The following is a 26534-nucleotide window of genomic DNA, read 5'->3' as shown; positions in this document are numbered from 1 at the left end:
CGATGGTGACCTTTGCGCAGGCGCAGGAGCGCGCGGACGAGTGGATCAACGGCGACGTGCCCGCGTACCAGCACCGTGAGGTGCGGGTGCGGGAGTTCGAGCTGGGCTTCGTGGTGTGGGCCGAGGACCGTGCCGAGGGACCGGTCTCGGACGGCGGCCGGCAGCGGATGGTGATCGCCCGGGACAGCGGTGAGGCCACCTTGTGGCCGGGGCTGCCGGTGGGCGAGGTGATCCGGCGGTACGAGGAGGAGTACGGCGGGAGCGACGCGGCCGCTGCGGCGGCTCCGGAGCCGCCGCAGCGCATCGATCTGAATCAGACGTCGTTCCTGTTGAGCCCTCCGGAGTGGCTCCAGGAGGCGGCCGACAAGCTGGGCATCCCGGACAGCCGTGAGAGCCGTGGGCAGGGCGGGGCCTCCTCGGCCCCGTCCGCGCCTCCGGCCGCTCCCGTCCCTCCGGCCTCTTCCACTCCTCCGCCGTTCGCGGCCCCGTCGGCCCCGGCGGCTTCCCCGGCTTCCGGGGACCAGGGGTCGCAGGGCGGGCGGGTCCCGTACGAGCCCACCGCCAACGACGGTGTCCCGGCGTCCGTGCCGAGTGCCCCGGCGTCCGCGCCGAACGTGCCCGACGGTGCCACCCCCTGGGCCGGTACGGACACCAACGCGGGTTCCGACGACGGAGCGGTGCCGCTGCCGGCCACGGTGTTCGCGCCGCCGCTCTCCGGTGCCGACGACGAGAACACCCCGCCGCCGGTCATACCGGCCGACGCGCCGACCGCGCTGATGTCCGGCGGCAGCCAGCTGCCCCCGACGGCGTTGGTCCCCGGCCTGGACCGGCAGGGCATGGCCACTCCGCCGCCCGGCGTGCCCGCCGCTCCGGGGGCTCCCGGCGTGCCGGGCGTTCCGGGTCCCGGTGCCGGTGACATCGCGGACGCGGCCACCAGCAAGGCCGCCGTGTCGCCGCGCGGCCCGCGCGGGGGAGGTCCGTCGACCCCGCCGCCGCCCGGTGCCCCCGGCACCCCGGGTGCCGGACCCGGCGCCCCCGTGCCGCCGCCCTCGGGGCCGGGTGCGCCCGGTGCTCCGGCGGGCGGGTACATGCCGACCCAGCTCGCTCCCCAGACGGGTGGCCCCGGTGCGCCGCAGCCGCCCGGTCCTCCTGGTGTGCCTGGTGCTCCGGGTACGCCTCCGCCGCCGCCGGGTTCGACGCCGCCTCCGGGTGGTGGTGTGCACCATGCCGCGACGATGTTGGCGGATCCGAGCATGATGGGTGGCCCGGGTGCGCCTCAGCCGCCCGGCCCGCCCGGTGCTCCCGGTGCTCCTGGTGCGCCGCAGCCGCCCGGTCCTCCTGGTGTGCCTGGTGCTCCGGGTACGCCTCCGCCGCCGCCGGGTTCGACGCCGCCTCCGGGTGGTGGTGTGCACCATGCCGCGACGATGTTGGCGGATCCGAGCATGATGGGTGGCCCGGGTGCGCCTCAGCCGCCCGGCCCGCCCGGTGCTCCCGGTGCTCCCGGTGCTCCTGGTGCGCCGCAGCCGCCCGGTCCTCCTGGTGTGCCTGGTGCTCCGGGTACGCCTCCGCCGCCGCCGGGTTCGACGCCGCCTCCGGGTGGTGGTGTGCACCATGCCGCGACGATGTTGGCGGACCCGAGCATGATGGGTGGCCCGGGTGCGCCTCAGCCGCCCGGCCCGCCCGGTCCTCCCGGCGCGCCCGGGATGCCGCCGGGCCAGCACACCCCGCCGCCCGCCGCGTACGGCTATCCGCAGGCGCCGAGCGGTCAGCCGACCGTCGGCCCCGGCTACCAGGCCGTGCTGCGCTACCGCGGGCCCGACGGCAGCGAGCAGCAGCTGATCCGCCGCTCGGCGCCCGGCACCCCGCACCCCGAGTGGCAGATGCTGCACGAGCTGCGGGCCATGAACGTGCCGCCGCAGCAGGTCATCGAGTTGCACACCGAGCTGGAGTCCTGCGAGCTGCCGGGCGGTTACTGCGCGCGGATGATCCGGGAGACCTGGCCGCAGGTGCGGATCACCAGCGTCGCCCCGTACGGCACGGATCACGCCAGCCGTCAGCAGGGCATGCAGCACCTGCTCACGCACCAGGGCGAGCTGCACCAGGTGGCGGACGGCCCGGCCCGTCCGGCGCCGGTGCGGGCCCCGCTGCCGCAGGTGCCGCCCGCGCCGCAGGCGCCGCCGGAGGCCATCGCCGAGGAGCTGGCGCAGACCTTCGGGCCGCAGGGCATCCTCCGGTTCGACCAGCGGTCGGTGTCGCGTCAGGGTGTGCCCGAGGAGGTGGCGCGCACGCTGGTGTGGGGCGGGCTGCCGGCGGACTTCGGTCCGTTCTTCTGGGCGCAGCCGGGCCAGCCGGTGGTGCCGACGCTGGCCGAGCTGGCCGCGCAGCGTCAGGTTCAGGCCGCTCCGGACGCGGGGTCGTACCTCGTCATGGGGTCCGACTTCGGGCGGGCGCTCTGTGTGCAGTACGGCACCGCGAACATCGTGGCCGTGCCGGTCGAGGCCGGGCCCGGTGGGCAGTCGGTGCCGCCGCAGTTCGTGAACACCGGGCTGCCGGAGTTCCAGCGGTCGATGGCGCTGCTGGGCCGGATGTGGCGGCTGCGCTTCGGGCTCAACCCGGAGCAGGCGGGTCGCTGGACGGTCGACTTCCAGGCACAGCTGGCGGCGCTGGACCCGGCGGCGCTGGCGTCGCCGGAGAGCTGGTGGTCGGTGCTCCTGGAACAGATGTGGGACGGGTTGCTCTGACCCGGCAGGTTCCGTACGGTGCCCGGCTCCTCCACGAGGGGCCGGGCACCGCGCTGTGCACGGCGTGTCACGGACCGTGCGGGGTGCCGGCCTGTGATGCCCGTCGCTTCCGTCCGGAAAGCAGTTGATCGATTCCGACTTCTTGACCAATTGCCGCATCCTTGACGTAATGCCGGTGGTCGGAGAGTCGGAAAGAGGCGTCAAGGGATGAGTTCTGCACGGGTGTCCGCGCATGGCTTCGTCGGCGTACGGGGACGTGGCTACCGTCCGGAGCAGGTGGACCGTTTCGTGGCCGGGCTCTCGGCCGAGCGGGACGCGGCGCTGGAGGAGCTGTCCCGGCTCACGGCGCTGGTGGAGGAGCTGTCGGCCGAGTCGGTGCGGCTGGGCGAGGTCGTCGCCACGCTGGCCCCGCAGGAGTACGAGTCGCTGGGCGAGCGCGCCCGGCAGATCCTGACGCTCGCCCGGGAGGAGGACCGGGCCCTGCGGGAGGCGGCCGAGGAGGAGGCGCAGGCGTTGCGGGACGCGGCGGCCGGGGCGGGCGCGGCGCTCGGCGAGTCGGCGCGCACGGACGCCGGGGCGATGCGGGAGGCGGCGGAGAAGTACGCCGACGAGACGCTGGCCGTGGCCCGTGGCACCGCCGACGGGACGGTCGAGGAGGCCCGCGAGGAGGCCGCCCGGGTGCGGGAGGAGGCGGAGGCCATGATGGCCTCGACGGTCGAGCGCACCGCGAGCGTCCTGGCCCACCAGGAGCAGGAGCACGCCGAGCGGTGGCAGGCGGTCGAGCAGGAGCTGGCCGGGGCCGAGGCCGCGCAGGCGGCGCGGCACGACGAGGCGGTCCGGCGGGCGGAGGACGACCTGGCCGAGGCGCGGCGGGCGCTCGCGGAGACCGAGGAGGCGGCGCGGCACGGCCAGGAGGACGCCGAGGCGCGGGGTGCGGAGCTGATCGCGGAGGCCCGGGTCCGTGAGGAGCGGGTGGTGCGGGAGACGGAGCGGATACTGCGGGAGCACGAGGAGGCCCGGGAGGAAGTGCAGGCGCACATGACGCACGTGCGGAACTCGCTCGCGGCGCTGACGGGCCGGGTGGCCCCGGCGGAGAGCTGAGACCACCGCGCCCGCACCGCGTCGGCCCGGCCCGCACCGCGGCGTGCTGTCCCGGCCCGCACCGCATCACGCCACACCGCTCCGGCCCCGCTGCGGACTTCCCGATTCCGCCCAACCGGCGATTTTTGAACGGAGTTGAGGTGGTCGTGCACCCGTTCGGGCTGGGTTAGCCTGTGGCCATGCACGGGGGGCCTGAACAAGAGTCACGTTTGCGGGGCAGTGGAGCGGAGCCGACGGAGCCGGACGACCCCCGGCGGATCGGCGCCTTCAGACTGCTCGGCGTACTCGGCGTCGGCGGCATGGGCCGGGTCTACCTCGGTGCCTCGGCGGGGCGGTACGCGGCCGTCAAGCAGGTGCTGCCGGTGCTCGCCGCGGACAAGGACTTCCTGTCCCACTTCGGGCACGAGCTCGACAACCTCGCCAAGCTGCCGGCCGGTGTCAGCGCGCGACTGCTGGCCAGCGACCGCACGGCGCAGCCGCCGTGGTTCGCCACGGAGTACATCCCCGGCGTGACCCTGAGCGACGCGCTGCGGCTGAACGGCGGTCCGCTGCCCGCCGAAAGTCTCTGGCGGCTGCTGCGCGACGGGGCGAAGGGCCTGAGCGCGGTGCACGCCGCCCGCATGGTGCACCGCGACCTCAAGCCCTCCAACGTCATGCTGACCCTCGACGGCGTCTCCCTGATCGACTTCGGGGTGGCCCGGGCGGCCGACCAGAGCCGGGTGACCAGGACCGGCATGGTCATCGGGACGCCCGCCTACATGGCTCCCGAACAGGCCCTGGCCGAGCGGGACCTGACCGGCGCGGCGGATGTGTTCGGACTCGCCGGGCTGCTGCTGTTCGCGGCGAACTGCCGTCCGCCGTTCGGTGACGGGTCGGGGCCGGGCCTGTTCTACCGCATCGTCCACACCGAGCCCGACCTCGGCCGGCTGCCCGGGATCGATCCGGAACTGTCCGCCCTGGTCGAGGCGTGTCTCGCCAAGGACGCCGCGGACCGGCCCACCGCCGCCGAGATCGCCGAGGCCGCGGACGCCCATGTGCCCTCTTCGACAACGGAGTTGTGGCCGTCGGCCGTCACGGAGCGGATATCCGAGCGGGCGGTGTTCGCGGCGACCGAGCCACCGGCCGACGAGCCCGAACCGGAACCCGAACCGGAGTCGGACACGCACACCGCGGCCCCGGCCGTGAAGATCGACCGGTCCGGGGAGGCCGAGGGGGGTGGGGCGACCGGCCCCATGGCACGCAAGCCGCGCGAGCGCCGCCGTCCCCGGATGCTGCTGGTCGCGCTCCCGATCGTGGTCGCGGGCACGACCGTGACCATCGCGCTCGGCCCCTACCAGATCGGCCCCTCCCGCGGCTCGGACAACGCCGGTTCGGCGCCCTCGGCCACCGTTTCGCCGACCGGGCCCGGTGCGGACGGCCGGACCCCGGGCTCCGAGGCGTCGCCCTCCCGCTCGTCCGGCTCCGCGTCGGCCTCGCGTTCCGCCTCGCCGGGCAAGTCCGGCGACAAGTCGAAGAACGGCGACGACGGAAAGGGCGCGGGCGCCGGTGACGGCGGCGGTGCCGGGGACTCCGGTTCCGGCGGCTCCAAGGACGGCTCGGGCTCCGGTTCCGGATCGGGTTCGGGCTCCGGCTCCGGCTCCGGTGGTTCCAGCGGCTCCGGCTCCGGTTCCGGTTCCGGCGGCTCGGGCGGTGGCGGACAGGCGCCGGCGCCCTCGGGGCAGTACTACCTCAAGAACACCTCCGTGAAGCGGTGCCTGGGGGAGTCCTACTCCAGCTTCGGGGGCTCCATGATCATGAACTCGGTGTGCGGCGAGCCCGCGCACAACGGGGCCACGCTCTACTACAAGTGGACGTACCGCCCCACGTCCGGCGGCAAGTTCAAGCTGGTCGGCCAGGGCAGCGGCAAATGCCTCAAGTCCAACGGCTACGCGGGGCTGGCCACCGAGGCCTGCAACTCCTCCGACTCCCAGACCTGGCGGATCGGGACCAGGACCTCGAACGGCCACACCCTGGTGAACGTCGCCGAGGGCAGCTGCCTGCAGGCGTTCAGCACCATCGGCTTCCAGACGTCGGCCTGCAACTCCTCCGACGCGACGCAGCTGTGGCGCAACTCCTGACGACCGACGGCCGACGGGCTCAGCCGGACCCGGTACTCCCCGCGTCGCGGAACAGCTGAAGCAGCTCCCGGGCGGAAGCGCTGTCCGCATCGAACCCGCGGATTCCTTCCTGCCCGTCCGGGACGCCCGGCCCCCACAGCCGTACCCCGTGGCAGTCGAAGCAGAAGGCCAGCCGGAAGAGCAGGCCGTCGGCACCGTGGACCCGGACGCCCCAGCCGGGGAAGAAGCAACGGTGCAGCTCGCCGTCCGGCAGGCCGCTGATCAGGGCCAGGGTCTGCTCGGTCCGGGGATCCTCCCAGAGGGCGACCTCGTCACCGGTCAGGCCCTCGGAGCCGAGAAGTCTCATCGGGTCGGTTATGCGGACGACCTCGATCAGTTCGGCCTTCTCGCGGGTGTTCGGAAGAAGCATGCGCACAGGATCGCGGAGCACGCCCGCGGGCACCAGGAGCAAGCGCGCCCCGCACTGCCCGGAACCCGAGCTTCGGGAACCGGGATCCGAGCTTCGGAACGGCTCGCTCACTCTTCGGTGTGTACGGAGGAGGGGGCCGGAGCCGGGGCTTGAGCTTCGGGATCCGGGGGCCGGGATTCGGGTTCCGGGGTTCGAGCGATGCTTTTCGGTCGGGTTGTTCTGGTGGGGGTTCGGGGAAACCTCCCACCCCTCCCGGCCCCGTAACGGCCAGCAAGTATGACTAATCGTGGCCGAGTTGCGACGCAGGGTCACGGCTGTCTACGGTGCGGAACGTAACGACCCCGGACGCGGTGTTGGACGCACCGGCCGGGGCCTGACCCCAAGATCGATCCACTGAAAGGCGATCCCGTGGCTGTTGCGAACCATAGCCGTGCCCCGCGCACACCCGCATCCCCGCACCCCCGCGAGGGCTCCCGCCCGAACACCGGGCCGGGTTACGGGAAGCGGACCGTTCCGGAACGACGCCCGCCCCGCGCGGACGACTTCGCGCTGCTGCCCGAGCGCGAGCGGCACATCGCGGGTTACGTCGACGCGCTGCCCGAGGGCGGGGCGATGGACATCAAGTCGCTGGCCAGGACGCTGCCGCTGTACGGGCAGATGGCCGTGGGCAGCGCGTTGAAGGCCCTGAGCGTGGCCGGTCACCTGCGCCGCGTCCGGTGCGGGAGCACCGACGGCAACGGCGCGGTCCGCTGGACCACCCGCACCTACTGGTCGCGGACCGCCCACGACAACGAGTGGTGGACCACCTTCCTCACCACCGAACAGCACCGCCCGGTACCGGACGAGCCCACCTCCGCACCGGTCCCGGCCCCCGCTCCCGTCCCGGTGCCCGTTTCCGTACCGGCATCCGTGCCCGTACCGGCGCTGGTTCCGCAGCAACGCACCGCAGAGCCGCAGCCGGAGCCTCGGCCGGGAGCGGACGGGGATCGGCGGCCTTCGCGGGCGTTCATGGCCCTGGCCCGCCTGGGCCGCACGGACGCCCGCCTGGCCCTCTCGGCGGCGGACTGCGCGGAGTTGGAGCAGCTGGCGGCCGAGTGGTTCGAACGGGGCGTGGGCGCCGAGTACCTGACGGGCGTCCTGACTGCCGGGCTCCCCGATTCCGTCGGCTCGCCCTTCGGCTTCGTGCGACGCACAAGCCCTGACAAGCCCTGGGGGCCGTCGGACACCCCGCCACACGGATGGGCCGGACCGACGGGAGATCAGGACCGCGCCGACGGTGGCGGTGGCGGCTTCATCGACCCCGGTGAACTGGACAATTACCGACGGTAATTCGGGCCACCCTCTCCCCAACTGCCGTACTCACGAGTAATGTTCGCGCTTCCGACCGCCCCACCGCACTCCTGCCTTGCCGTCCGGGCCAGGAGGAGTACGGGGACGGGGGCGGTGCTCCGTGCGACATGGGGGGCTGCTCCTTGCAAGGCTCGGTTCCTGGTCCGGACGGCAAGGCAGGAGTGCGGTGGGGCGGTCGGAAGCGCGAACATTACTCGTGAGTACGGCAGTTGGGGAGAGGGTGGCCCGAATTACCGTCGGTAATTGTCCAGTTCACCGGGGTCGATGAAGCCGACGAAACCCGTGGTGCGGGTGGTTCCGGCGGGATTCCTTCCCCGTGCACGTACCCGCCGGGGTCGTCCTCGGGCGGGAGGCCCGCGCCGGGTGCGGCGCCGCTGCTGAGGAACGTGGCCGGTGATCGCCGTGGTCCCGGGCGGCTGCACCCTTGGGTGCAGTCCCTGAGAAGGGTCTGCACCCTGGGGGCGATACCCCTAGGGGGAGCTCCCCACATCTGGGCAGGGGCCGTTCCTCCCGGCGGAGGACGTGACCGCGGGGATCCGTTCCTTAGCGTGTTCTTACATCGAGAAAACGGCTCGAACCCGTCGCGGAAGCGGCGGGCCGCAAGGGGGGAGGGCGGGGGCGACCCCGCCCCCGGGGTGGGGAAAACCCCACCCCGGGACTGTGCCGCGCACCAGTGCGCCGGCCCCGTCCGGACCAGCAGGCTTCATGACACCGGCACGCCGGGCGACGGGGCCCCGCGGAAGCGCCGGCCCATCTCGCGCGCCGACCGGCGCACACACCGATCGACAGACACAGGGGGCAGAACCGTGACAACGGCTGTGACCATTCCCAGGCACGGGGGTACTGGCGGGCTTACGGCCGTTGCCGCGCGAGCGCGGCAGGTCGTCAAGGCGTACGGGGCGGGGGAGACCCGGGTCGTCGCGCTCGACCACGTCGACGTGGACATCGCCCGCGGGCAGTTCACGGCGATCATGGGGCCGTCCGGCTCCGGCAAGTCGACCCTGATGCACTGCCTGGCCGGCCTGGACACCGTGTCGTCCGGGCAGATCTTCCTCGACGAGACCGAGATCACCGGGCTCAAGGACAAGAAGCTCACCCAGCTGCGGCGGGACCGGATCGGCTTCATCTTCCAGGCGTTCAACCTGCTCCCCACGCTCAACGCGCTGGAGAACATCACGCTGCCGATGGACATCGCGGGCCGCAGGCCGGACGCGGACTGGCTGCGCCAGGTCGTCGACACCGTCGGCCTGTCCGAGCGGCTGCGGCACCGGCCCACCGAGCTCTCCGGCGGCCAGCAGCAGCGCGTCGCGGTGGCCAGGGCGCTCGCCGCCCGGCCGGAGATCATCTTCGGCGACGAGCCCACCGGGAACCTGGACTCGCGGGCCGGCGCCGAGGTGCTGGGCTTCCTGCGCAGGTCGGTCGACGAACTGGGCCAGACCATCGTCATGGTCACCCACGACCCGGTGGCCGCCTCCTACGCGAACCGGGTGCTGTACCTCGCCGACGGGCGCATCGTCGACGAGATGCACAACCCGACGGCCGACCAGGTCCTCGACCGCATGAAGGACTTCGACTCGCGCGGGCGGACGTCATGACCGTCTGGAAGACATCGAGACGCAACTTCTTCGCGCACAAGGGACGCATGGCGCTCTCCGCCGTCGCGGTCCTGCTGTCGGTGGCGTTCGTCTGCGGGACGCTCGTCTTCACCGACACCATGAACACCACGTTCGACAAGCTCTTCGCCGCGACGTCCGCCGACGTCACCGTCAACCCGAAGGACTTCGAGGGCCACGACGAGGCGGTCCCGGACAACGGCAGGCCCGCCACGGTCCCCGCCTCCGCCGTCGAGCGGGCCGCGTCGGCCACCGGCGCGGAGTCCGCCGAGGGCGGCGTCGTCAGCATGTCCGTCACCGTCGTCGACCGGCACGACAAGAACATGGGCTCGTCCACGGGCGCCCCGACGATCGCGGGCAACTGGACCAGGAACGACCTGCGCTCCATGGAGATCGCCTCCGGCCACGCCCCGCGCGGCCCGACCGAGGTGATGGTCGACGCCGACACCGCCGACAAGCACGGCCTGAAGCTCGGCGACGAACTGCGCACCATCACCGCCTCCGGTGACATCGAGGCGCGGATCAGCGGCATCGCCGCCTTCAAGGTCACCAACCCCGGTGCCGCGGTCGTCTACTTCGACACCGCCACCGCGCAGAAGAGGCTGCTCGGCAAGTCCGACGTCTTCAGCATGGTCTCCGTGACCGCGAAGGACGGCGTCGGCGACGAGGAGCTGAAGAAGAACGTCGCGGCGGCGCTCGGCGACGCGGACCGCTACGAACTCCAGACCCAGGAGGAGGCCGCCGCGGCCAACAAGGACTCGATGGGCTCCTTCCTCGACGTCATGAAGTACGCGATGCTCGGCTTCGCCGGGATCGCCCTCCTCGTCGGCATCTTCCTGATCGTCAACACCTTCTCGATGCTGGTCGCCCAGCGCACCCGCGAGATCGGCCTGATGCGGGCCATCGGCTCCAGCCGCAAGCAGGTCAACCGGTCCGTGCTGATCGAGGCGCTGTTCCTCGGCGTCGTCGGCTCCCTCCTCGGCATCGGCGCCGGGATCGGCCTCGCCGTCGGCCTGATGAAGCTCATGGGCGCGGTGGGCATGGAACTGTCCACCGGGGACCTCACGATCGCCTGGACGACCCCGGTGGTCGGCCTCGCGCTCGGCATCCTCGTCACCGTCGTCGCCGCGTACTTCCCCGCCCGCCGGGCCGGGAAGATCTCCCCGATGGCCGCCCTGCGCGAGACCGGCACCCCGGCGGACGGCCGCGCGGGCCGGGTCCGGGCCGTGATCGGGCTGGTCCTCACGCTCGCCGGCGGCGCCGCGCTGTTCGCCGCGGCCCGGGCCGACGAGTCGGGACAGGGCTCGATGCTCCTCGGGGCGGGCGTCTTCCTCACCCTGATCGGGTTCATCGTGATCGGCCCGCTGCTGGCCGGCCTGGTGGTCCGGGTGCTGAGCGCGGTCATGCTGCGGATGTTCGGCCCCGTCGGCCGGCTCGCCGAACGCAACGCCCTGCGCAATCCGCGCCGCACCGGGGCGACCGGCGCCGCTCTGATGATCGGCCTCGCGCTCGTCGCCTGCCTCTCGGTCGTCGGCTCCTCCATGGTCGCCTCCGCCACCGAGGAACTCGACAAGTCGGTCGGCGCGGACTTCATCGTCGAGCCGTCCGGCGACGGCGGCGGACAGATCGTCGACCAGGCCGTGAAGGCGCTCAAGTCGGTGCCGGACATCGAGCACCTCACCGAGTACAAGATCGTCGGCGCCTCCCTCACCGCCCCCGACGGCACCACCGGCGACGAGGCCCTGACCGCCGTCGACCCCACGTACAAGGACGACGTCCGCCGCGAGACCGTCTCCGGCGAGCTGGCCGCCGCGTACGGCAAGGACGCCATGTCGGTCGGCGAGACGTACGCCACCGAGCACCGCGTCCGGGTCGGGGACCGGATCACCGTCGCCTTCAAGGGCGGTGAGACGGTCAAGTTGAAGGTCGCCGCGATCACCTCGGACGACGTGAACATCGACAAGGGCGCGATGTACATCAACACCACGACCGCCCAGCGGTACGTCCCCGCCGACGTCCTGCCGGACAACACGGTCATGTTCGCGAAGGCCGCGGCCGGCAAGGAGAAGGAGGCGTACACCGCCCTCCAGGACGCCCTCGCCAAGTACCCGCAGTACGAGGTGCGCAACCAGGCGGACTTCAAGGAGCAACTGAAGGACCAGATCGGCCAGTTGCTGAACATCGTCTACGGGCTGCTGGGGCTCGCGATCATCGTCGCGGTGCTCGGCGTGGTGAACACCCTGGCCCTGTCGGTGGTCGAGCGGACCCGCGAGATCGGCCTGATGCGCGCCATCGGCCTCTCCCGCCGCCAGCTGCGCCGGATGATCCGTCTGGAGTCGGTGGTCATCGCGGTCTTCGGCGCCCTGCTCGGCCTCGGCCTGGGCATGGGCTGGGGCACGGCGGCCCAGAAGCTGCTGGCCCTGGAGGGCCTCGGCGTCCTGGACATCCCGTGGCCGACGATCCTCACGGTCTTCGTCGGCTCGGCCTTCGTCGGCCTGTTCGCCGCGCTGGTCCCGGCCTTCCGCGCGGGCAGGATGAACGTCCTGAACGCGATCGCCACCGACTGACGCGGACCCCGCCGGTCCGACGGGGCGCCCCCGTCGGCGGTACGGCGGCCGACGTAGGATGACTGACCGGTCCGGCCCCGGAGTGTTCCTCCAAACACCCCGGGGCCGGACCCGTTCACGGTGCCGCTGTCAGGCGGGCATGACAGTGACGTCGTACTCGGGGATCCACTGGTCGCGGGTGACGAGTGTCATCTCCTCCGGCTGGGCCTGCGCGACCAGAACCGTCATCGCGCGGACAACGGCAACCCTTCGTCACCCGGCGCACCGTTTCGGACACGGTGGCCGGGGTCGTTGCACGAAGCTGCCGCGGGCCGTGCAACAAGCTGACACGACGGGCCCCGTTCCCGCGCCCTTGCCGCTGGCATCGTCGTCGCTGCCGGGAATCCCCGGCGGGACGCAACAGCCGAAGGGGAAAACGTGTTCAGGTCTTCGCTTTCGCGGCGGCACGCCGGCGCTGCGCGCACTGCCGCCGTCACCGGTCTCGTCCTCGTCTCGCTCGCGCTCTCCACCGGGGCCGCCACCGCGGCGGACACCGGTTCCCCGGCCCCGCGGAACCCCGCGGCCGGCGACGTAGGGGCGTTCTGCGAGCGGGTGGCGGCGGTGCCGGACCGGCTTCCCCTGCCCTCCGCACCCGCGACGGTGTGCAAGCTGGTCAACGGCTGGGACTAGGGCCGCCGTGATGAGGTTTCAGCTGCTGGGGCCGCTGACCCTCGCCGACGGCCCCGAATCCGTCGTGCTCCAGCCGTCGAAGCCGACGATCCTGCTGGCCGCGCTCCTCCTGCACGCCAACACCGTGGTGTCCGCCGACTACCTCCAGCGGGCCGTGTGGGGCGAGGAGCAGCCGGCCACCGCCAAGGCCGCGCTCCAGACCTGCGTCCTGCGGCTGCGCCGGCTCTTCGCCAAGCACGGGGTGACCGAGACGTCGATCGAGGCGGTGCCGGGCGGTTACCGGATCACCGCCGAGCCGCACTCCCTGGACCTGCTCGGCTTCCGGGACCAGGTGCGCCGGGCGGTGCTCCTGTCGGACGACCCGGAGGCGGAGCTCTGCGCCCTCAAGGACGCGCTGTCCCTGTGGCAGGGCTCGCTGCTGGCCAACGTGCGCTCCGACGTGCTGCACCGGGACGAGGTGCCGCGCCTGGCCGAGGAACGGCTGCGCAGCGTGGAGCGGGTCTGCGACCTGCTGCTGGGCCTGGGCCGTTACGGGGAGGCCCTCGTCGAACTGTGGACCGCTACGCGCGTATACCCCGGCCACGAGCGGCTCCACGAGCAGCTGATCGAGGCGCTCTACCGGACGGGGCGGCAGACCCAGGCCCTCGCGGAGTACCGCAGGGTCAAGGAGTTCCTGCTGGACGAGCTGGGCGTCGACCCCTCCCAGGCCCTCCAGCAGCTGGAGCTCGCGATCCTGCGCGGCGAGGACCCGGGGACGACCGGCCGCGTCCACCGGCTCCCCGGCGACGCGCAGCTCCCCGACGCCGACCGGCCGCACGCCGTCGCCGTGCGGGTCGTCGAGGGCGAGGTGGTCGCGGGACGCGCCCCGGGGGCCCCGGCCCCGTACCCGTCCGCCGAAGTCGTGCCGGGAACGGCCGTACCGGGAACGACCGCCATGGCCGTACCGGAACCGGTCGCGCAGGCCCTGCCGGAAGCGGCCGTGCCCGTACCGGTGCCCGCCGTGCCGAACTTCACCGGGCGTGACGCCGAGACCGCCGCCATGGTGGCCCGCCTCACCGCCCCCGACGCACCCGGCGAGGACGGCCGGCACCCGCTCGCCGTCCTGGTGTCCGGCGCGCCCGGCATCGGCAAGTCGGCCCTCGCCCAGCACGTCGCCCACCTGGTGCGGGACGCCTTCCCGGCCGGCCGGCTGCTCGTCCGGATGACCCGCCCGGACGGCGAACCCCGCACCGCCGCCGAGCTCGCGGCCGAGGTCACGGCGGCCCTGCGCCCCGGCCGGACGGCCGGACGCGCCCTGCTCGTGCTCGACGACGTGGTGGACGCCGACCAGGTGCGCCCGCTGCTCCCCGCCGTCGCCCAGGCCCGGGGCGCGGTGATCGTGACCAGCCGGATGGGGCTCGCCGGACTCGTCGCCACGCACGGCGGCTGGGTGCACCGGCTCTCCGCGTTCACCGGGCAGGAGTCGTACGCGCTGCTGCGCTCCGTGCTCGGCGCCGAACGCGTCGAGGCGGAACCGGAGGCCGCGCACCGGCTCGCCGCGCTGTGCGGCCACTTCCCGTTCGCGCTGCGCATCCTGACGGCCCGGCTGCTGACCCGGCCCGCACTGGGCCTCGGCGACGCGGTCGGCTGGCTGGCCGAGGACCCCCTCGCCCGGCTCGCCCTCACCGACTGCCCGGGGCTCTCCGTGACCGGCCTCCTCGACGGCGCGCTGAACCGGCTCGATCCACGGCTCTCCGAGGCGTTCTCGCACCTCTCGGCGGTGCCCGGGGACGCCTTCGCCGCCCGGGACGTCCCGGCCGTCACCGAGGCGGCGCTGGAACGGCTGGCCGACGCCGGACTGCTGGAGGACGGCCCGCCGGGCCCGTACCGCATCCATGAACTGCTCCGTGTCTACGTACGAAGAACCGACCAGGAACGCATCCGCCGCACAGAGAAGGTGTGACCCCATGGCCGAGAGTGCCGAGACTGCCGCAACCGCTGCGACCGGGACGTTCGACGCGCTCGCCGCGACCCGGCCCCGCGTCCGCCGGGACGTGCTGTTCACCGAGACGCCCGGCGGCGTGCTCTTCCACAACGCCGACGGCGGATTCCACCTGGCCGGCCGCACCGCCTACCGCTTCGCCTCCCTCGTCGTCCCGCACCTGACCGGCCACCACCGGCTCGACGAACTGTGCGCGGGCTTCGGACCGGGCCAGCGGGCGATGGCGGCGGAGCTGGTCAGGACGCTGTACGAGCGGGAGTTCGCCCGCGACGTGCCCGAGGCCGAGGCCGGGGCCGGGGCCGCGGACGGACCGGTCCCGGACGAGGTGGCGGAACGGTTCGCGGCCCAGATCGCCTACCTCGACCACTACGCCGACGGGGCGCCGGAGCGCTTCGCCCGCTTCCGCGCCACCCGGGTCGCCGTGCTCGGCGACGACGCGGTCGCCCGGTGGTGCGCGCTGAGCCTGCTGCGCAACGGGTGCGTACGGATCGGCACGACCGCGCACTTCGCCGAGGTCACGGACGAGGCGGAGCGGACGGCGYCCCGGGTGGACACCGTCGGGGCCGGSGCGGGGGCCGGCTGGGCGGACCTGGAGGACTACGACGTCGTCGTGGTGACCGGCGCCGGTTCCGGGGCCCGCACCCACCGGCTGCTGGCCGCCGGGGTCCCCGGGGGCCGGACCCTGATCCCCGCCTGGCTGTTCGGCGAGCGGCTGCTGGTCGGCCCGCTCTCCACCGCCTCCTCCACCGGCTGCTGGTCCTGTGCCGTGCTGCGGCTGGGCGGCAACGTGTCCGCCGGGCAGGCCGCCGAACTCTGGAGCGGGGCGGCGGGCGCCGCACCGGTGGCCGGGGACGAGGTGTCCGGCCCGGTCGCCGCGATGGTCGGCAACCTCCTCGGCTACGAGATCTTCCGCCTCACCACGGGGGCGCTGCCCGCCGAGACGGCCGGCCGGGTCCTCGTCCAGGACCTGGCCTCGCTCGACGTCGTGTCCGAGCCGGTCCAGCCGCACCCCCGCTGCCTGCGCTGCACCGCCCCGGACCCGGTCCCGGCGGTGCCGGAGCTGCCGGACGGCCTGGCGCTCCCGGTCACCCCGACCGTGGACACCGCCCGCGACGCGGAGGCCGTGGTCGAGGAGCTGAACCGGATCGGCGCCGCGCTGGTGCGCCCGTACACCGGGGTCTTCAACCGCTACGACGACGAGGGGCTGACCCAGACCCCGCTGAAGATCAGCCGGGTGGAGGTGGCGCTCGGCGCCGGGACGCGACGCCGGATCGCCGCCTTCGACGTGCACCACCTGGCGGGCGCGCGGACGCGGGCGCTGTACGCGGCGGCCGCCGCGTACGTGGAGCACGTGGTGCCGCTCGGCACGGACGGGGGCGCGGCGGCGGACCGGGAGCTCGGCCCGGACGCGCTGACCACCGGCGGCGGGAGTGGTGTCCTGCCGGAGGCATGGACGGTCGCGACCTCGCTGACCGGCAAGGACCCGGTGCGGGTGCCGGCCGCGGCCGTGCGGAGCTTCGGGGCGCACAACCGGGGCCGGGCCCACCTCGCGACGTCGGCGGGTTCGGGCGCGGGTGCGGACGCGCGGGAGGCGGCGGGCGTCGGCCTGATGTCGGCGCTGGCGCACGACGCGCTGCTGCGGGCGGTCCGGGGCACGACGGCGGTGGCCCCGGTGGCCGCCGACGACGACCCGGAGCTGGTGTTCCTGCTGAAGTCCGCGGCCAACCTGGACCTCGCCGTCGAGCTGCTGGACCTGGGGGAGGGGGCGCGCACCTCGGCCCAGGTGGTGCTGGCCCGGGAGACCGGGGGAGAGGGGCGCTGGGCGGTCGGCGCCGGGCTGTCCCGGCGGTCGGCGGCCTGCGCCGCGCTGCGGGACCTGCTCGGCCCGGTGCAGCTGGCGGCCGAGGACCCGGACGCGGACGTCGACCCGGGCGACCCGCTGGTGCGCGACCTGGCCGCCGCGAGCATCGCGGTGACCGGCGCGGAGGTCCCGGCGGACGGGACGGCGACCACGTTCGCCGCCGTCCTCGACCGGCTCCGGGACGCCGGGCGCGACGCGCTGTACGTGCCCACCACCCCGGCCGACCTCGCCGCGGGCGGCATCAGCACCGCCCGGGTGCTGCTCACGACGGACGGCGAGGACGGCTCCGATGCCCGCTGAGTCCCCGGTCCGCGAACACCGCGGAGAGCACCGCGGGGAGCGTCGCGGACCGGCGGGGCCCGGTGCGCGGACGGCGACCGGTGCGCCGTCGGTACCGGACGCGCCCTCGGCCGCGTCCGCGCGCACCCTCGCGGCGCTGCTCCGGGACGCGCTGGCCCACCACGGCACCCCGCCCCCGCTGGACGTCGCCCCGCTCGGCGTGCGCGACGCCTTCGCACCCGGTGCGGCCGACGTGACCGACGTGACCGGTGTGGCTGGCGGGGCCGACATGACTGGTGCGACCAGTACGGCCGATATGGCCGGTGCGACCAGTACGGCCGACGTGACCGGTGCGACCGGCGGGGCCGACCCGGCCGGCGCCGGGGCCGCCGTGCCCGCCGAACTCCCCGTATCCGTCCGGTTCTACGGGCGGCACGTCGTCCTCGGCCCCTTCGCGCCCTCCGCCTCCCCCGGAGGCCCCGCCCGGCCCGTCTGCCCGCACTGTCTGGAACGGCGCTGGCAGGCCGCCCGCTCCGTCGCGCTGCGCGAGGCGCTGGAGCTCGGCTCGGGCACCCGGGCGGCCGGGGAGTCCCCCCACCTCACCCCGTTCGCCGCGCACGCCCTCGCGGGGGTCCTCGCGGCCCGGCTCGACGGCGCGGGACCGGACACCGGCGCCCTGCCCGCCGTGCACCTGGTGGACCTGGAGACCCTGCTGGTGCGCCACTACCCGCTGGTCCCCGACCCGGAGTGCCCGCGCTGCGGGGTGACGGAACCGGACACCGCCGAGGCCGCCGAACTCATCCTGCGCCCCGCGCCCAAGCGCCGCCCCGGCGGCTTCCGGGTCCGGGACATCGAGGAGTACGAGCTGCCCGTCGAGCCGTACGCCAACCCGGTGTGCGGCTCGCTCGGCCCGTCCGTCGTCCAGGACGTCTCCTCCACCTCCACCTCCGCCACCATCGGCTGCTTCTCCATGCGGTCGGGGGAGTACCTGCGCGAGACCTTCTGGGGCGGCCACGCCGACACCTTCGCCGAGAGCATGCGCATCGGCGTCCTGGAGGGACTGGAGCGGTACGCGGGCATGCGCGCCCGGTCCCGCAAGGCCCGGACCAGGGACTCCCTGAACGCGCTGCGCGCCCGGGGCGAGCACGCGCTCGACCCGCGGGTGTGCGGGCTGTACTCGGACGGGTTCCACCGCGCCAACCCCCGCGTCACCCCGTTCTCCCCGGACCGGGCGATCCCCTGGGTGCACGGCTGGTCCCTGCGCGACGGGCACGCCGTCCTGGTGCCGGAGGTCCTCACGTACTACCACGCGCCCGGCCTGGAGAACCGCTTCGTCCAGGAGAGCTCCAACGGCTGCGCCTCCGGGGGCTGCCTGGAGGAGGCCGTCTACTTCGGGCTGATGGAGCTCGTCGAGCGCGACGCGTTCCTGCTCGCCTGGTACGGGCGGGCCGCCCTGCCGGAGATCGACCCGCGCACCAGCCGCCGCCCGGCCACCCGGCACATGGTCGACCGGCTGGAGATGTACGGCTACGAGGCCCGCTTCTTCGACACCCGGATCTCCTTCCCGGTCCCGGTCGTCACGGGGGTCGCCGTGCGCCGGGACGGCGGCCTCGGCCTGATGTGCTTCGGCGCGGGCGCCGGACTCGACCCGGAGGCCGCCCTGGCCGGGGCGCTGTGCGAGATCGCCACCGACGCGGTGAACCTGCGCCGCCGCACCGAGGACGACCTGGCCCGGCTGTCCGCCATGGCCGAGGACTTCCACCGCGTCGAGGCGCTGCACGACCACCCGCTGGCGTACGGCATCCCCGCGATGGGCCGCCACGCGAGCTTCCTGCTCGGCGAACCGGGGGCGCCGCGCCCGCCCCTGCGCTCCTTCGACGAGCTGTACGGGGACGGCTCGGTGCCGCCCGTCTCCGACGACCTGCGCGAGGACCTGACCCGGTGCGTGGACGCCGTCACCGCCGCCGGGTTCGACGTGATCGTCGTCGACCAGACCATGCCGGAACAGCGCGGACTGGGCCTGACCACGGTCGGCGTCATCGTGCCCGGACTGCTGCCGATCGACTTCGGCTGGACCCGGCAGCGCGCGCTCGGCATGGACCGGCTGCGCACCGCCCTGCGCGAGGCCGGACTGCGCGGGCACGACCTCGCCGACGCCGACCTCAACCCCGCCCCGCACCCCTTCCCGTGACCGACGACCGACGACCGATGGCCGACGACCTCGCCGACGCCGGCCTCGCCCCCGCCCCGCACCCCTTCCCGTGACCGAGGAGCCCGCCATGGGGTACGCCCATGAATACGCCGCCGCGATCCTCCACCGCGGCCGGGTCCCGATGGACCCCGCCGACTTCGTGCCGAACTGGCAGGACGGCCCGCGCAAGGCCAAGTTCTACCCCGGCGTCGACAGCCTCCCGCTGCCCGACTGCGCCTACCCGGCCGACGCCTCGCTCGACCGGGGCCTGGAGCAACAGGCGGGCGGGCGGGGAGAGTTCGACCTCGCGCTGCTGTCCGGGATGCTCCGCGACTCCTACGGGCTGACCGGCCGCCGCCTGGGCGTCCAGGCCAACACCGACCTCAGTGCCCTGCCGCACTACCCGCTCGCCAACTGGTCCCGGGGCTCCGCGTCCGGCGGCGGCCTCTACCCGGTCGGCGTCTACTGGGTCTCCGGGCCGAGCGGCCCCGTACCGCCCGGGGTGCACTACTACTCCACCCGGCACCACGCCATGCAGCGGCTGCTGACCGGCGACGTGTCGGGCGACGTGCGCGAGGCGCTCGGGGACGGTGCGCCGGGCCCGGACACCGACCAGTACCTGGTCCTCGGCATCAAGTACTGGCAGAACGCCTTCAAGTACAACAACTTCTCCTTCCACGCCGTGTCCATGGACCTCGGCGCCTGCGTGCAGACCTGGCGGATGTGGGCCGGTGCCCGCGGACTGTCCGTCGAACCCGCGCTCTGGTTCGACGAGGAACGGCTCGGCCGGCTCCTCGGCGTGGACACGCAGGAGGAGGGTGTCTTCGCCGTCGTCCCGCTGAGGTGGGCCGGGGCCGCCCCCCGCCCCGCGTCCGCCGTCCCGGTCTCCGTGCGTCACCGGGACCGCGAACGCTCGCGCACCGTCCTCGCCTTCGACGCGCTGCGCCGGATGCAGGCCGTCACCGCCGCCGGGGCCACCGACCGCCCCGACCCGGCGGAGCTCGCCCCGGCCGCCGCGCACCCCGCCGACCCGGCCCGTGCCGAGGTGGCGCTGCCGCCCGCCCCGCCGCTCGACACCGACGTGCGCACCGCGCTGCGCGCCCGCCGCAGCAGCTTCGGCCGCTTCGACGCCCAACAGCCGATCAATGCCGGGCAGTTGGCGGCCTGCCTGGCCGCCTCCACGGCCGGTGCGCGGCTCGGCGGGGACACCGGGGGGCAGCGGCTGGCCAAGCTCTACGCGTTCGTCGGCCACGTCGAGGGGATCGAGCCCGGCGCGTACGAGTACGACCCCGACGCGCACACCCTGCGGCTGGTGAAGGCGGGCCGGCCGGGCGAGTTCCTGCAGAAGAACTACTTCCTGTCGAACTACAACCTGGAGCAGGCGGCCGCGGTCCTGGTGCCCACCGTCCGCACCGACGCCGTCCTCGACGCCGTCGGGGACCGCGGCTACCGCCTGGTCAACGCCACCGTCGGGGCGATCGCCCAGAGCGCCTACACCGCCGCGTCCGCCGTGGGCACCGGCTGCGGCGTGGCGCTCGGCTTCGACAACATCTCGTACATCGAGGAACTCTCGCTCGCCGGGACGGGCGAGGCACCGCTGCTGATCATGATGATCGGCAACGAGCGGCCCGCCCCGGCCGACTTCCGGTACGAGATCGCCTGAGGGCCTGCCACCCGACAGGCCCCGGGCGGCAGCCCGACGACCCGCGACCGGAACGAGAAGGGGAGACCCCGCATGACGCCGGACCACCCACCCACCGCCACCACCACCCGCTCCCGCTTCATGCTGCGGGTCGCCGGGCTGCCGGTCGAGAGCGTGCGGGCACTGCGCTGCCCGGACAGCCGCCGCTGGGCCGACGAGGTGCTGCACGCCGCCGAGCGGTCGCGGGCCGACGGCGAACGGCTCGGCGACCTCATCCACGGCCTCGTCGGCGGCACCGAGGACGAGGCGCTGCGCCGCACGCTCCTGGGGCTGCGCCGGGACGTCTTCAACAACCGGCTGCCGTCGCCCGCCGCCGCCGACCGGTCCCTCGCCCTGGTGCGCGGGCTCGACGAGGAGACCGGCGCGGCGCTCGCGCACTGGCTGACCGACCGGCGCCGGCTGGAGGAGCACCGGGCGGCGGGCGAGGCCCTGCTCGCCGAGGAGACCCGGCGCGCCCGCGCCGCGCTGCGCGCGCTGGCGGCCGAGGAGCGGCTGCGCAAGGGACTGCTGCTGGCGTCCCCGGTCCTGGACGCCCAGCTCGACGCGTACGCGGGAAGCACCGCCGACACGCCCCCGGACAAGAAGCGGCGCAAGATCGAGCGCTCGCTGCTCTCGTACCTCTACCGCACCGCGTGCAAGACCAGCCCGTTCTCCACGTTCACCGGCATCGTCCCCGGCACTTTCGCCGAAGGGGCCGGAGGCGACGGGGACGGCGGGCTCGGGGTCCGGGTCGAGGACGACTGGGCGGGGCTGCTGCGGCTCAACGTCGCCGCCGTCGGCCGCCTCGCGGAGGCGGTGATCGCCGACCCGGTCCGCCGCGCCGACCTGCCGGTCGCCCCGGCCTCCGGCTGGAACCGCGACGACGACCGGGTCCGCTACGTGCGCCGCTGGGTCACCCAGGGCGACGAGGACACCGCCGTCACCTTCGACGCCGTGAAGGACCGGCTGTTCTTCCTGCGCCGCAGCGGCACCCTGGAACGCCTCCTCGGCCTGTTCGAGGAGCGCGGCACCCTGCGCTACGGGGAGCTGGCCGGCTGGCTCGCCGAGGACCAGGGCGCGGACGAGGAGGAGTGCGCCCACTACCTGCGGGCCCTCCTCGACCTCGGCATGGTCCAGGTCCCCTGCCTGCGCACCGAGGTCCACGACACCGACCCGCTGCGCGCCTTCCAGACCTCGCTGCGCGGCCTGGACCGGCCCTGGGCGGACCGGCTGGCCGACCGGCTGGAGGCCCCGGCGTCCTGCGTCGAACGGTTCGCCGCCGCGACCCCGGACGAACGGCGCTCGCTGATGGCCGAGCTGCGCACCGCGCTGCGCGCCGTCCAGGAGGAGGAACTCGGCACGGACCGGGCGCGGATACCGCAGACCCTGCTGTACGAGGACGTGGCGGCCGGGCGGCGCACCGAGCTGTCCGCCCCGGCCTGGGAGCGGCTGGCGGCCGGTCCGCTCGGCGCGGTGGAACGCGTACTGCCCGCCTTCGACCTGACGCTGCCGCAACGCGTCACGTTCAAGGGGTTCTTCCTCGCCCGGTACGGGCAGGGCGGGCGCTGCGACGACCTGCTGAAGCTGGTCCACGACTTCCACGAGGACTTCTTCGACCAGTACATGTCGTTCACCGCCAAGCGCACCGCGTTCGACGCGGACGGCAACTACGTACCGGAGGAGAACTGGCTCTCCCTGCCGCAGCTCAAGGCCCTCGACACGGCCCGGCAGACCTTCGTGGACCGGATGCGGGCGCTGTGGTCCGACTGGGAGAGGGCCGGCGGGGACACGGCGGGCGGGGGCAGCGACGAGATCCGGGTCGACGCCGAGGTGCTCGACGAGGTGGCCGCCGAACTGGCCTCGCTGGAGACGGAGTTCACCCCGCTCGCGCACCACGTGCAGATCGTGGACCGGCCCGCCGACCCGCTGGTCGTCCTCAACCGCTCCTACGGCGGCGTCTCCTTCCCGTTCAGCCGGTTCACGCACCTCTTCGACGGCCTGGACGGGCGGCTGCTCGCCGACACCGCCCGGCTGGTGCCCGAGGGCGCCGTCCTCGCCGAGGTCACCGGCGGGCCCGTCACCAGCAACCTCAACCTGCACGGCCGGCTCACCGAGTACGAGATCGTCTGCCCCGGCGAACGCGGCACCCTGCCCGAGGACAACCGCATCCACCTGGACGACCTCCACCTCGTCCACGACCGGGACGCCGACCGGCTCGTGCTGCGCTCCACCCGGCTGGGCAAGGAGGTGGTGCCGGTCTACCTGGGCTACCTCGTCCCGCTCGCCCTGCCCGAACTGCCCCGCACCCTGCTGCTGCTCTCGCCGACCTCCATGTCCCCGCTCAACGTGTGGGGCGGGGTGCCCGAGGGCGCGGCGGAGGGCGGGGTCACCCGCAGGCCGCGGGTGCGGCACGGCAGCGTGGTCCTCGCCCGGCGCAGCTGGAGCGCGCCCGCCACCGTGCTGCCGCTGCGCGGGCCCGGGACCGGGGACGACGCGTGGTTCCTGGGCTGGCACGCCTTCCGCCGCGCCCACCGCCTGCCGGACCGGGTCTTCGCCACCGTCTCCGACAGCGGCGCGCGCGGGGCGACCGGGGCCAAGCCGGGCTACGTCGACTTCGACAGCCCGCTCTCCCTGGCCGCGTTCGAGGCGCTGATCAGGACCGCGGAGGCCCGGGTCGTGTTCCGGGAGATGCTGCCCGACGAGGACGGACTGCACGCCGTCTCCGGCCGGGGCCGCCACGTCGCCGAACTCGCGGTGGAGACCGTCCCCGCCCGAAGGAGAGAGCAGTCATGACCTCAGCCCCCCTCGCCCCGGACACCGGGCGGACCGACCTGGCGGGAGCCTGGCAGGCCACCCACGTCTTCTACGCCGCCAACCCCCGGCCGATGCTCACCCACTGCATCCGCCCCCTGGTCGCGGAACTGGAGGCGGACGGCCTGCTCGCGGGCTACTTCTTCATCAACTACTGGCTGGAGGGCCCCCACGTCCGGCTGCGGATCAAGCCGTCCTCGCCCGGGGCCGAGGCGGAGGTCCGGCGCCGCACCGAGGCCGCCCTCGACACGTTCCTGGCCGAACGGCCCGCGCTGTACGAGGTCGACTCCGGGTTCCTCAACGACTTCTACAACACCCTGTTCGACATCGAGTTCCCCGGCGCCGAACGCGGCCACTACACCGACGACCAGGGCCGGATGCGGCTGCGCCCCAACAACTCGCGCAGCGCGGAACCGTACGAGCCGGAGTACGGCAAGTACGGCGGCCCGGCCGGGATCGAGCTCGCCGAATGGCACTTCCGGCACTCCAGCGACCTCGTCATCGACGCCTTCCGGACGAAGAACCTGCACCTGCGGACCGTGCTGCTCGGCACCTCCGCCCAGCTGATGATGGTGATGGCCGCGGCCTTCCTGCCGGACCGGGAGGAACTCGCGGACTACCTCGACAGCTACTACGAGTTCTGGCACCGGGCCTTTCCCGGCACCGGCTTCATCGGCAGCGACGAGTACGACCGCAACTACGCCTCGATGGCCCCCGGTCTGGCCGCCCGCTTCACCCGGATCAGGGCCGCCGTGGCGGGCGAGGAGGGCGCGGCCCGGCTGCCCGGCTTCCTCGCCGGCTGGGCCGGACACTGCGTCGAACTGCGCGAACGGGCCGTCGCGCTGGCCCTGAAGGGCGAGCTGACGTTCCGCTCCTGGGACGGCGAGCGCGACGAGACGGTCACCGACCCGGCGGCCGCCCTGCCGCTGCTGCTCTCCCCGTACATGCACATGACCAACAACCGGCTGCACGTGACGATCCGGGACGAGGCGTACCTCTCGCACGTGCTCGGCCGGGCCCTGCGGGAGCAGGCGTGAGCGCCGTCCCCGACGCCGCCGCCGACGCCCTGGCCGAGTACCGGCCCGAGCTGCGGCCCCACGTCCTGCTCAGCGAGGCGCTGCTGCAGGGCGCCGCGACGGTGCACCTGATCAAGGACACCGACAGCGGCGGCTCCTTCAGGGTCGGCCCCAAGGAACACTTCCTCATCGCCCGGATGGACGGGGAACGCAGCCTGCGGGAGATCGGCGAGGAGTACGCGCGGGAGTACGGGCGCAGGCTGGACGGCGCCCGCTGGCAGCAGATCCTGCGGATGCTCGGCTCCCGCGGCCTGCTGGCCGGAGCCCCGGCCGCGGCACCCGCCGCCCCGCGGCCCGAGCCCGCCGAGCCGCCCCGCCGCGGGCTGCTGCGCGGCAGCGTCCGGCTGGTCGCCGACGCGGACGCCACCACCGCCCGGCTGCACCGGGCGGTCGGCTTCCTGCTGGCCCCCGGCTCGCTGGTGCCCCTGCTGGCCCTGGTGGTCGCCATGGAGGCGGTCGTCGTCCTGAACGCCGGTCAACTCCTGGTGGACGCCTGGGAGTCGTTCACCAATCCGGTGCTGCTGGTCGGCATCGCCACCCTGCTCTGGTTCAGCACCGCCCTGCACGAACTCGCCCACGGCGTCGTCGCCCGGCACCACGGCGGCACGGTGGCCGAAATCGGACTGCGCTGGCGGCTGCCCGTGATCATCATGTACTGCACCGTCGACAACTACCTCTACCTGGGCTCCCGTCGGCAACGCGTCGACACGGCGCTGGCGGGCGCCGTGATGAACCTGCTGTTCCTGCTCCCGTTCTGCGCCCTGTGGCTGTTCGCACCACTGGACGCGGCCACGCACGACGCGCTCGGCGCACTGCTGCTCCTGGGCAGCGTGCAGGCGTTCGCGATGCTGATCCCCCTCCCGCCGCTGGACGGCTACCGGATCGTGAGCCAGCTGTGCGGGGCCACCGACCTGGCCGCCTCGACCGGCGCGTACCTGCGCCTGGCCGTCCGGCGCGACCCGGCGGCGGCCGCGTACCCGCGCCGCGCCCGGACCGTCTACCTCGCCTACGGGCTGGGCTCGGTGCTCGTGCTCGTACTGATCATCGGCACGGTCGTGGCCGCTGCCCGCCACCTGCTGACCGTGTGACCACCCACCGCAAGGAGAAGCCATGACCCCCACCGCCCCGTCCACGTCCCCGGACAGCGGGACCGGCCCGGACGGCGGGCCCCCGCCGCCGGCCGCCGTCGTCCTGGCGGACGTCCACAAGCGGTACGGCGACAAGCACGCCGTGAACGGGGTGTCCCTCACCGTGCCGCGCGGCGAGTTCTTCGGACTGCTCGGCCCCAACGGGGCGGGCAAGACCACCCTCGTCGAGATCATGGAGGGACAGCGCAGGGCCGACTCCGGGACCGTGACCGTCCTCGGTTCGAGCCCCTGGCCGCGCAACCCGGAACTGCTGCCCCGGCTCGGCGTGCAGACCCAGACCTCGGCGTTCTTCGTCCGCCTCACCGCCCGCGAGCACCTGCGCACCATGGCCGCCCTCTACCGGACGGACCGGGCGGCGGCCGAACGCGCGCTGGAGTCCGTCGGCCTCACGGAGCAGGGCGACACCCGGGTCGACGACCTCTCCGGCGGCCAGCGCCAGCGGCTCGCCATCGCCTCCGCGCTGGTCCACGAACCCGAACTGATCTTCCTGGACGAGCCGACCGCGGCCCTCGACCCGCAGGCCCGCCGGGCCCTGTGGCAGGTGCTGCGCGACCTCAAGGGCGCGGGCCGCACCATCATCTACACCACCCACCACCTCGACGAGGCCGAGGCGCTCTGCGACCGGGTCGCCATCATGGTCGAGGGCTCCGTCGCCGCCCTCGACAGCCCCGCCCGCCTGATCGCCGCGGCCGGCCCCACCACCCGGCTGGTGGTCCCCGCGGGCCACTTGACCCTCGCCCGCGCCCAGGAGATCGAGGGCGTGGACTGCGTCACCGAGGAACCGGACGCGCTCGTCCTGGAGACCCTCGAATCGGGCAAGGTGCTGGCCGCCCTCGACGCCCTGGGCGGACTCCAGGGCGTGCAGACGCGCACCGCCAGCCTCGAAGACGTGTACCTGACGCTCACCGGCACCCCGCAGCCGTGAGAACCCGTCGGCCC

At 74.1% G+C, this 26534-nt stretch carries 16 protein-coding genes; 15 read left to right on the top strand and 1 reads right to left on the bottom strand.

Annotated features, from left to right (window positions below; translation table 11 throughout):
• Positions 1-2 precede the first annotated feature (2 nt).
• The 3 genes from EAO76_RS15325 (at position 3) to EAO76_RS15315 (ending at position 5959) form a co-directional block, all read left to right on the top strand.
• Positions 3-2741, top strand: a complete 2739-nt coding sequence (locus EAO76_RS15325; RefSeq protein WP_148836506.1) for an SUKH-4 family immunity protein — start codon at positions 3-5, stop codon at positions 2739-2741.
• Positions 2742-2948: 207 nt separating this feature from the next.
• Positions 2949-3842, top strand: coding sequence for a cellulose-binding protein (locus EAO76_RS15320; RefSeq protein WP_187438637.1), 894 nt, complete (start codon positions 2949-2951; stop codon positions 3840-3842).
• 209 nt (positions 3843-4051) lie between these two features.
• Entirely contained in the window at positions 4052-5959 is a 1908-nt protein-coding gene (locus EAO76_RS15315; protein ID WP_262375494.1) for a protein kinase domain-containing protein, read from the top strand.
• A 19-nt stretch (positions 5960-5978) separates the two neighbouring features.
• Here the strand turns inward: EAO76_RS15315 and EAO76_RS46230 are convergent, their stop codons facing one another.
• On the bottom strand, positions 5979-6368 hold the full coding sequence (locus EAO76_RS46230; protein WP_262375493.1) for a hypothetical protein: 390 nt from the start codon (positions 6366-6368) through the stop codon (positions 5979-5981).
• Positions 6369-6776: 408 nt separating this feature from the next.
• On the opposite strand from EAO76_RS46230, the gene EAO76_RS44575 reads away from it, so the two are divergent.
• The 12 genes from EAO76_RS44575 to EAO76_RS15240 all read left to right on the top strand — a co-directional run bounded on the left by EAO76_RS44575 (position 6777) and on the right by EAO76_RS15240 (position 26520).
• On the top strand, positions 6777-7697 hold the full coding sequence (locus EAO76_RS44575) for a MarR family transcriptional regulator (protein WP_187438636.1): 921 nt from the start codon (positions 6777-6779) through the stop codon (positions 7695-7697).
• 827 nt (positions 7698-8524) lie between these two features.
• Complete coding sequence (locus EAO76_RS15295; RefSeq protein WP_148836502.1) at positions 8525-9313, top strand: ABC transporter ATP-binding protein; 789 nt, start codon at positions 8525-8527, stop codon at positions 9311-9313.
• Positions 9310-11898, top strand: coding sequence for an ABC transporter permease (locus EAO76_RS15290; RefSeq protein WP_148836501.1), 2589 nt, complete (start codon positions 9310-9312; stop codon positions 11896-11898). Before EAO76_RS15295 ends, EAO76_RS15290 begins: the two co-directional genes overlap by 4 nt.
• Positions 11899-12315: 417 nt before the next feature.
• A complete protein-coding gene (locus EAO76_RS15280; protein WP_148836500.1) occupies positions 12316-12567 on the top strand; it encodes a hypothetical protein in 252 nt (83 codons plus the stop codon).
• Between the two features lie 10 nt (positions 12568-12577).
• Entirely contained in the window at positions 12578-14509 is a 1932-nt protein-coding gene (locus EAO76_RS15275; protein ID WP_148836499.1) for an AfsR/SARP family transcriptional regulator, read from the top strand.
• Positions 14510-14513: 4 nt separating this feature from the next.
• Positions 14514-16709 (top strand): TOMM precursor leader peptide-binding protein, encoded by a 2196-nt coding sequence (locus EAO76_RS15270; RefSeq protein WP_148836498.1) that lies wholly within the window; start codon positions 14514-14516, stop codon positions 16707-16709.
• Positions 16699-18879: a TOMM precursor leader peptide-binding protein gene (locus tag EAO76_RS15265; protein WP_148836497.1), complete on the top strand. Its 2181-nt coding sequence runs from the start codon at positions 16699-16701 to the stop codon at positions 18877-18879. Before EAO76_RS15270 ends, EAO76_RS15265 begins: the two co-directional genes overlap by 11 nt.
• 88 nt (positions 18880-18967) lie before the next feature.
• Positions 18968-20542: a nitroreductase family protein gene (locus EAO76_RS15260; RefSeq protein ID WP_148836496.1), complete on the top strand. Its 1575-nt coding sequence runs from the start codon at positions 18968-18970 to the stop codon at positions 20540-20542.
• A 72-nt stretch (positions 20543-20614) separates the two neighbouring features.
• A complete protein-coding gene (locus tag EAO76_RS15255; protein ID WP_148836495.1) occupies positions 20615-23353 on the top strand; it encodes a lantibiotic dehydratase in 2739 nt (912 codons plus the stop codon).
• Complete coding sequence (locus EAO76_RS15250) at positions 23350-24408, top strand: lantibiotic dehydratase C-terminal domain-containing protein (protein ID WP_148836494.1); 1059 nt, start codon at positions 23350-23352, stop codon at positions 24406-24408. The genes EAO76_RS15255 and EAO76_RS15250 overlap by 4 nt, the downstream gene beginning before the upstream one ends.
• On the top strand, positions 24405-25535 hold the full coding sequence (locus EAO76_RS15245) for a M50 family metallopeptidase (RefSeq protein WP_148836493.1): 1131 nt from the start codon (positions 24405-24407) through the stop codon (positions 25533-25535). Before EAO76_RS15250 ends, EAO76_RS15245 begins: the two co-directional genes overlap by 4 nt.
• A gap of 22 nt (positions 25536-25557) precedes the next feature.
• Positions 25558-26520, top strand: coding sequence for an ABC transporter ATP-binding protein (locus tag EAO76_RS15240; RefSeq protein ID WP_148836492.1), 963 nt, complete (start codon positions 25558-25560; stop codon positions 26518-26520).
• The last annotated feature ends 14 nt before the right edge of the window (positions 26521-26534 follow it).

Source organism: Streptomyces sp. sk2.1 (assembly GCF_008120935.1).
Classification (GTDB): domain Bacteria; phylum Actinomycetota; class Actinomycetes; order Streptomycetales; family Streptomycetaceae; genus Streptomyces.
This window is presented reverse-complemented; position numbering and strand designations above follow the sequence as displayed.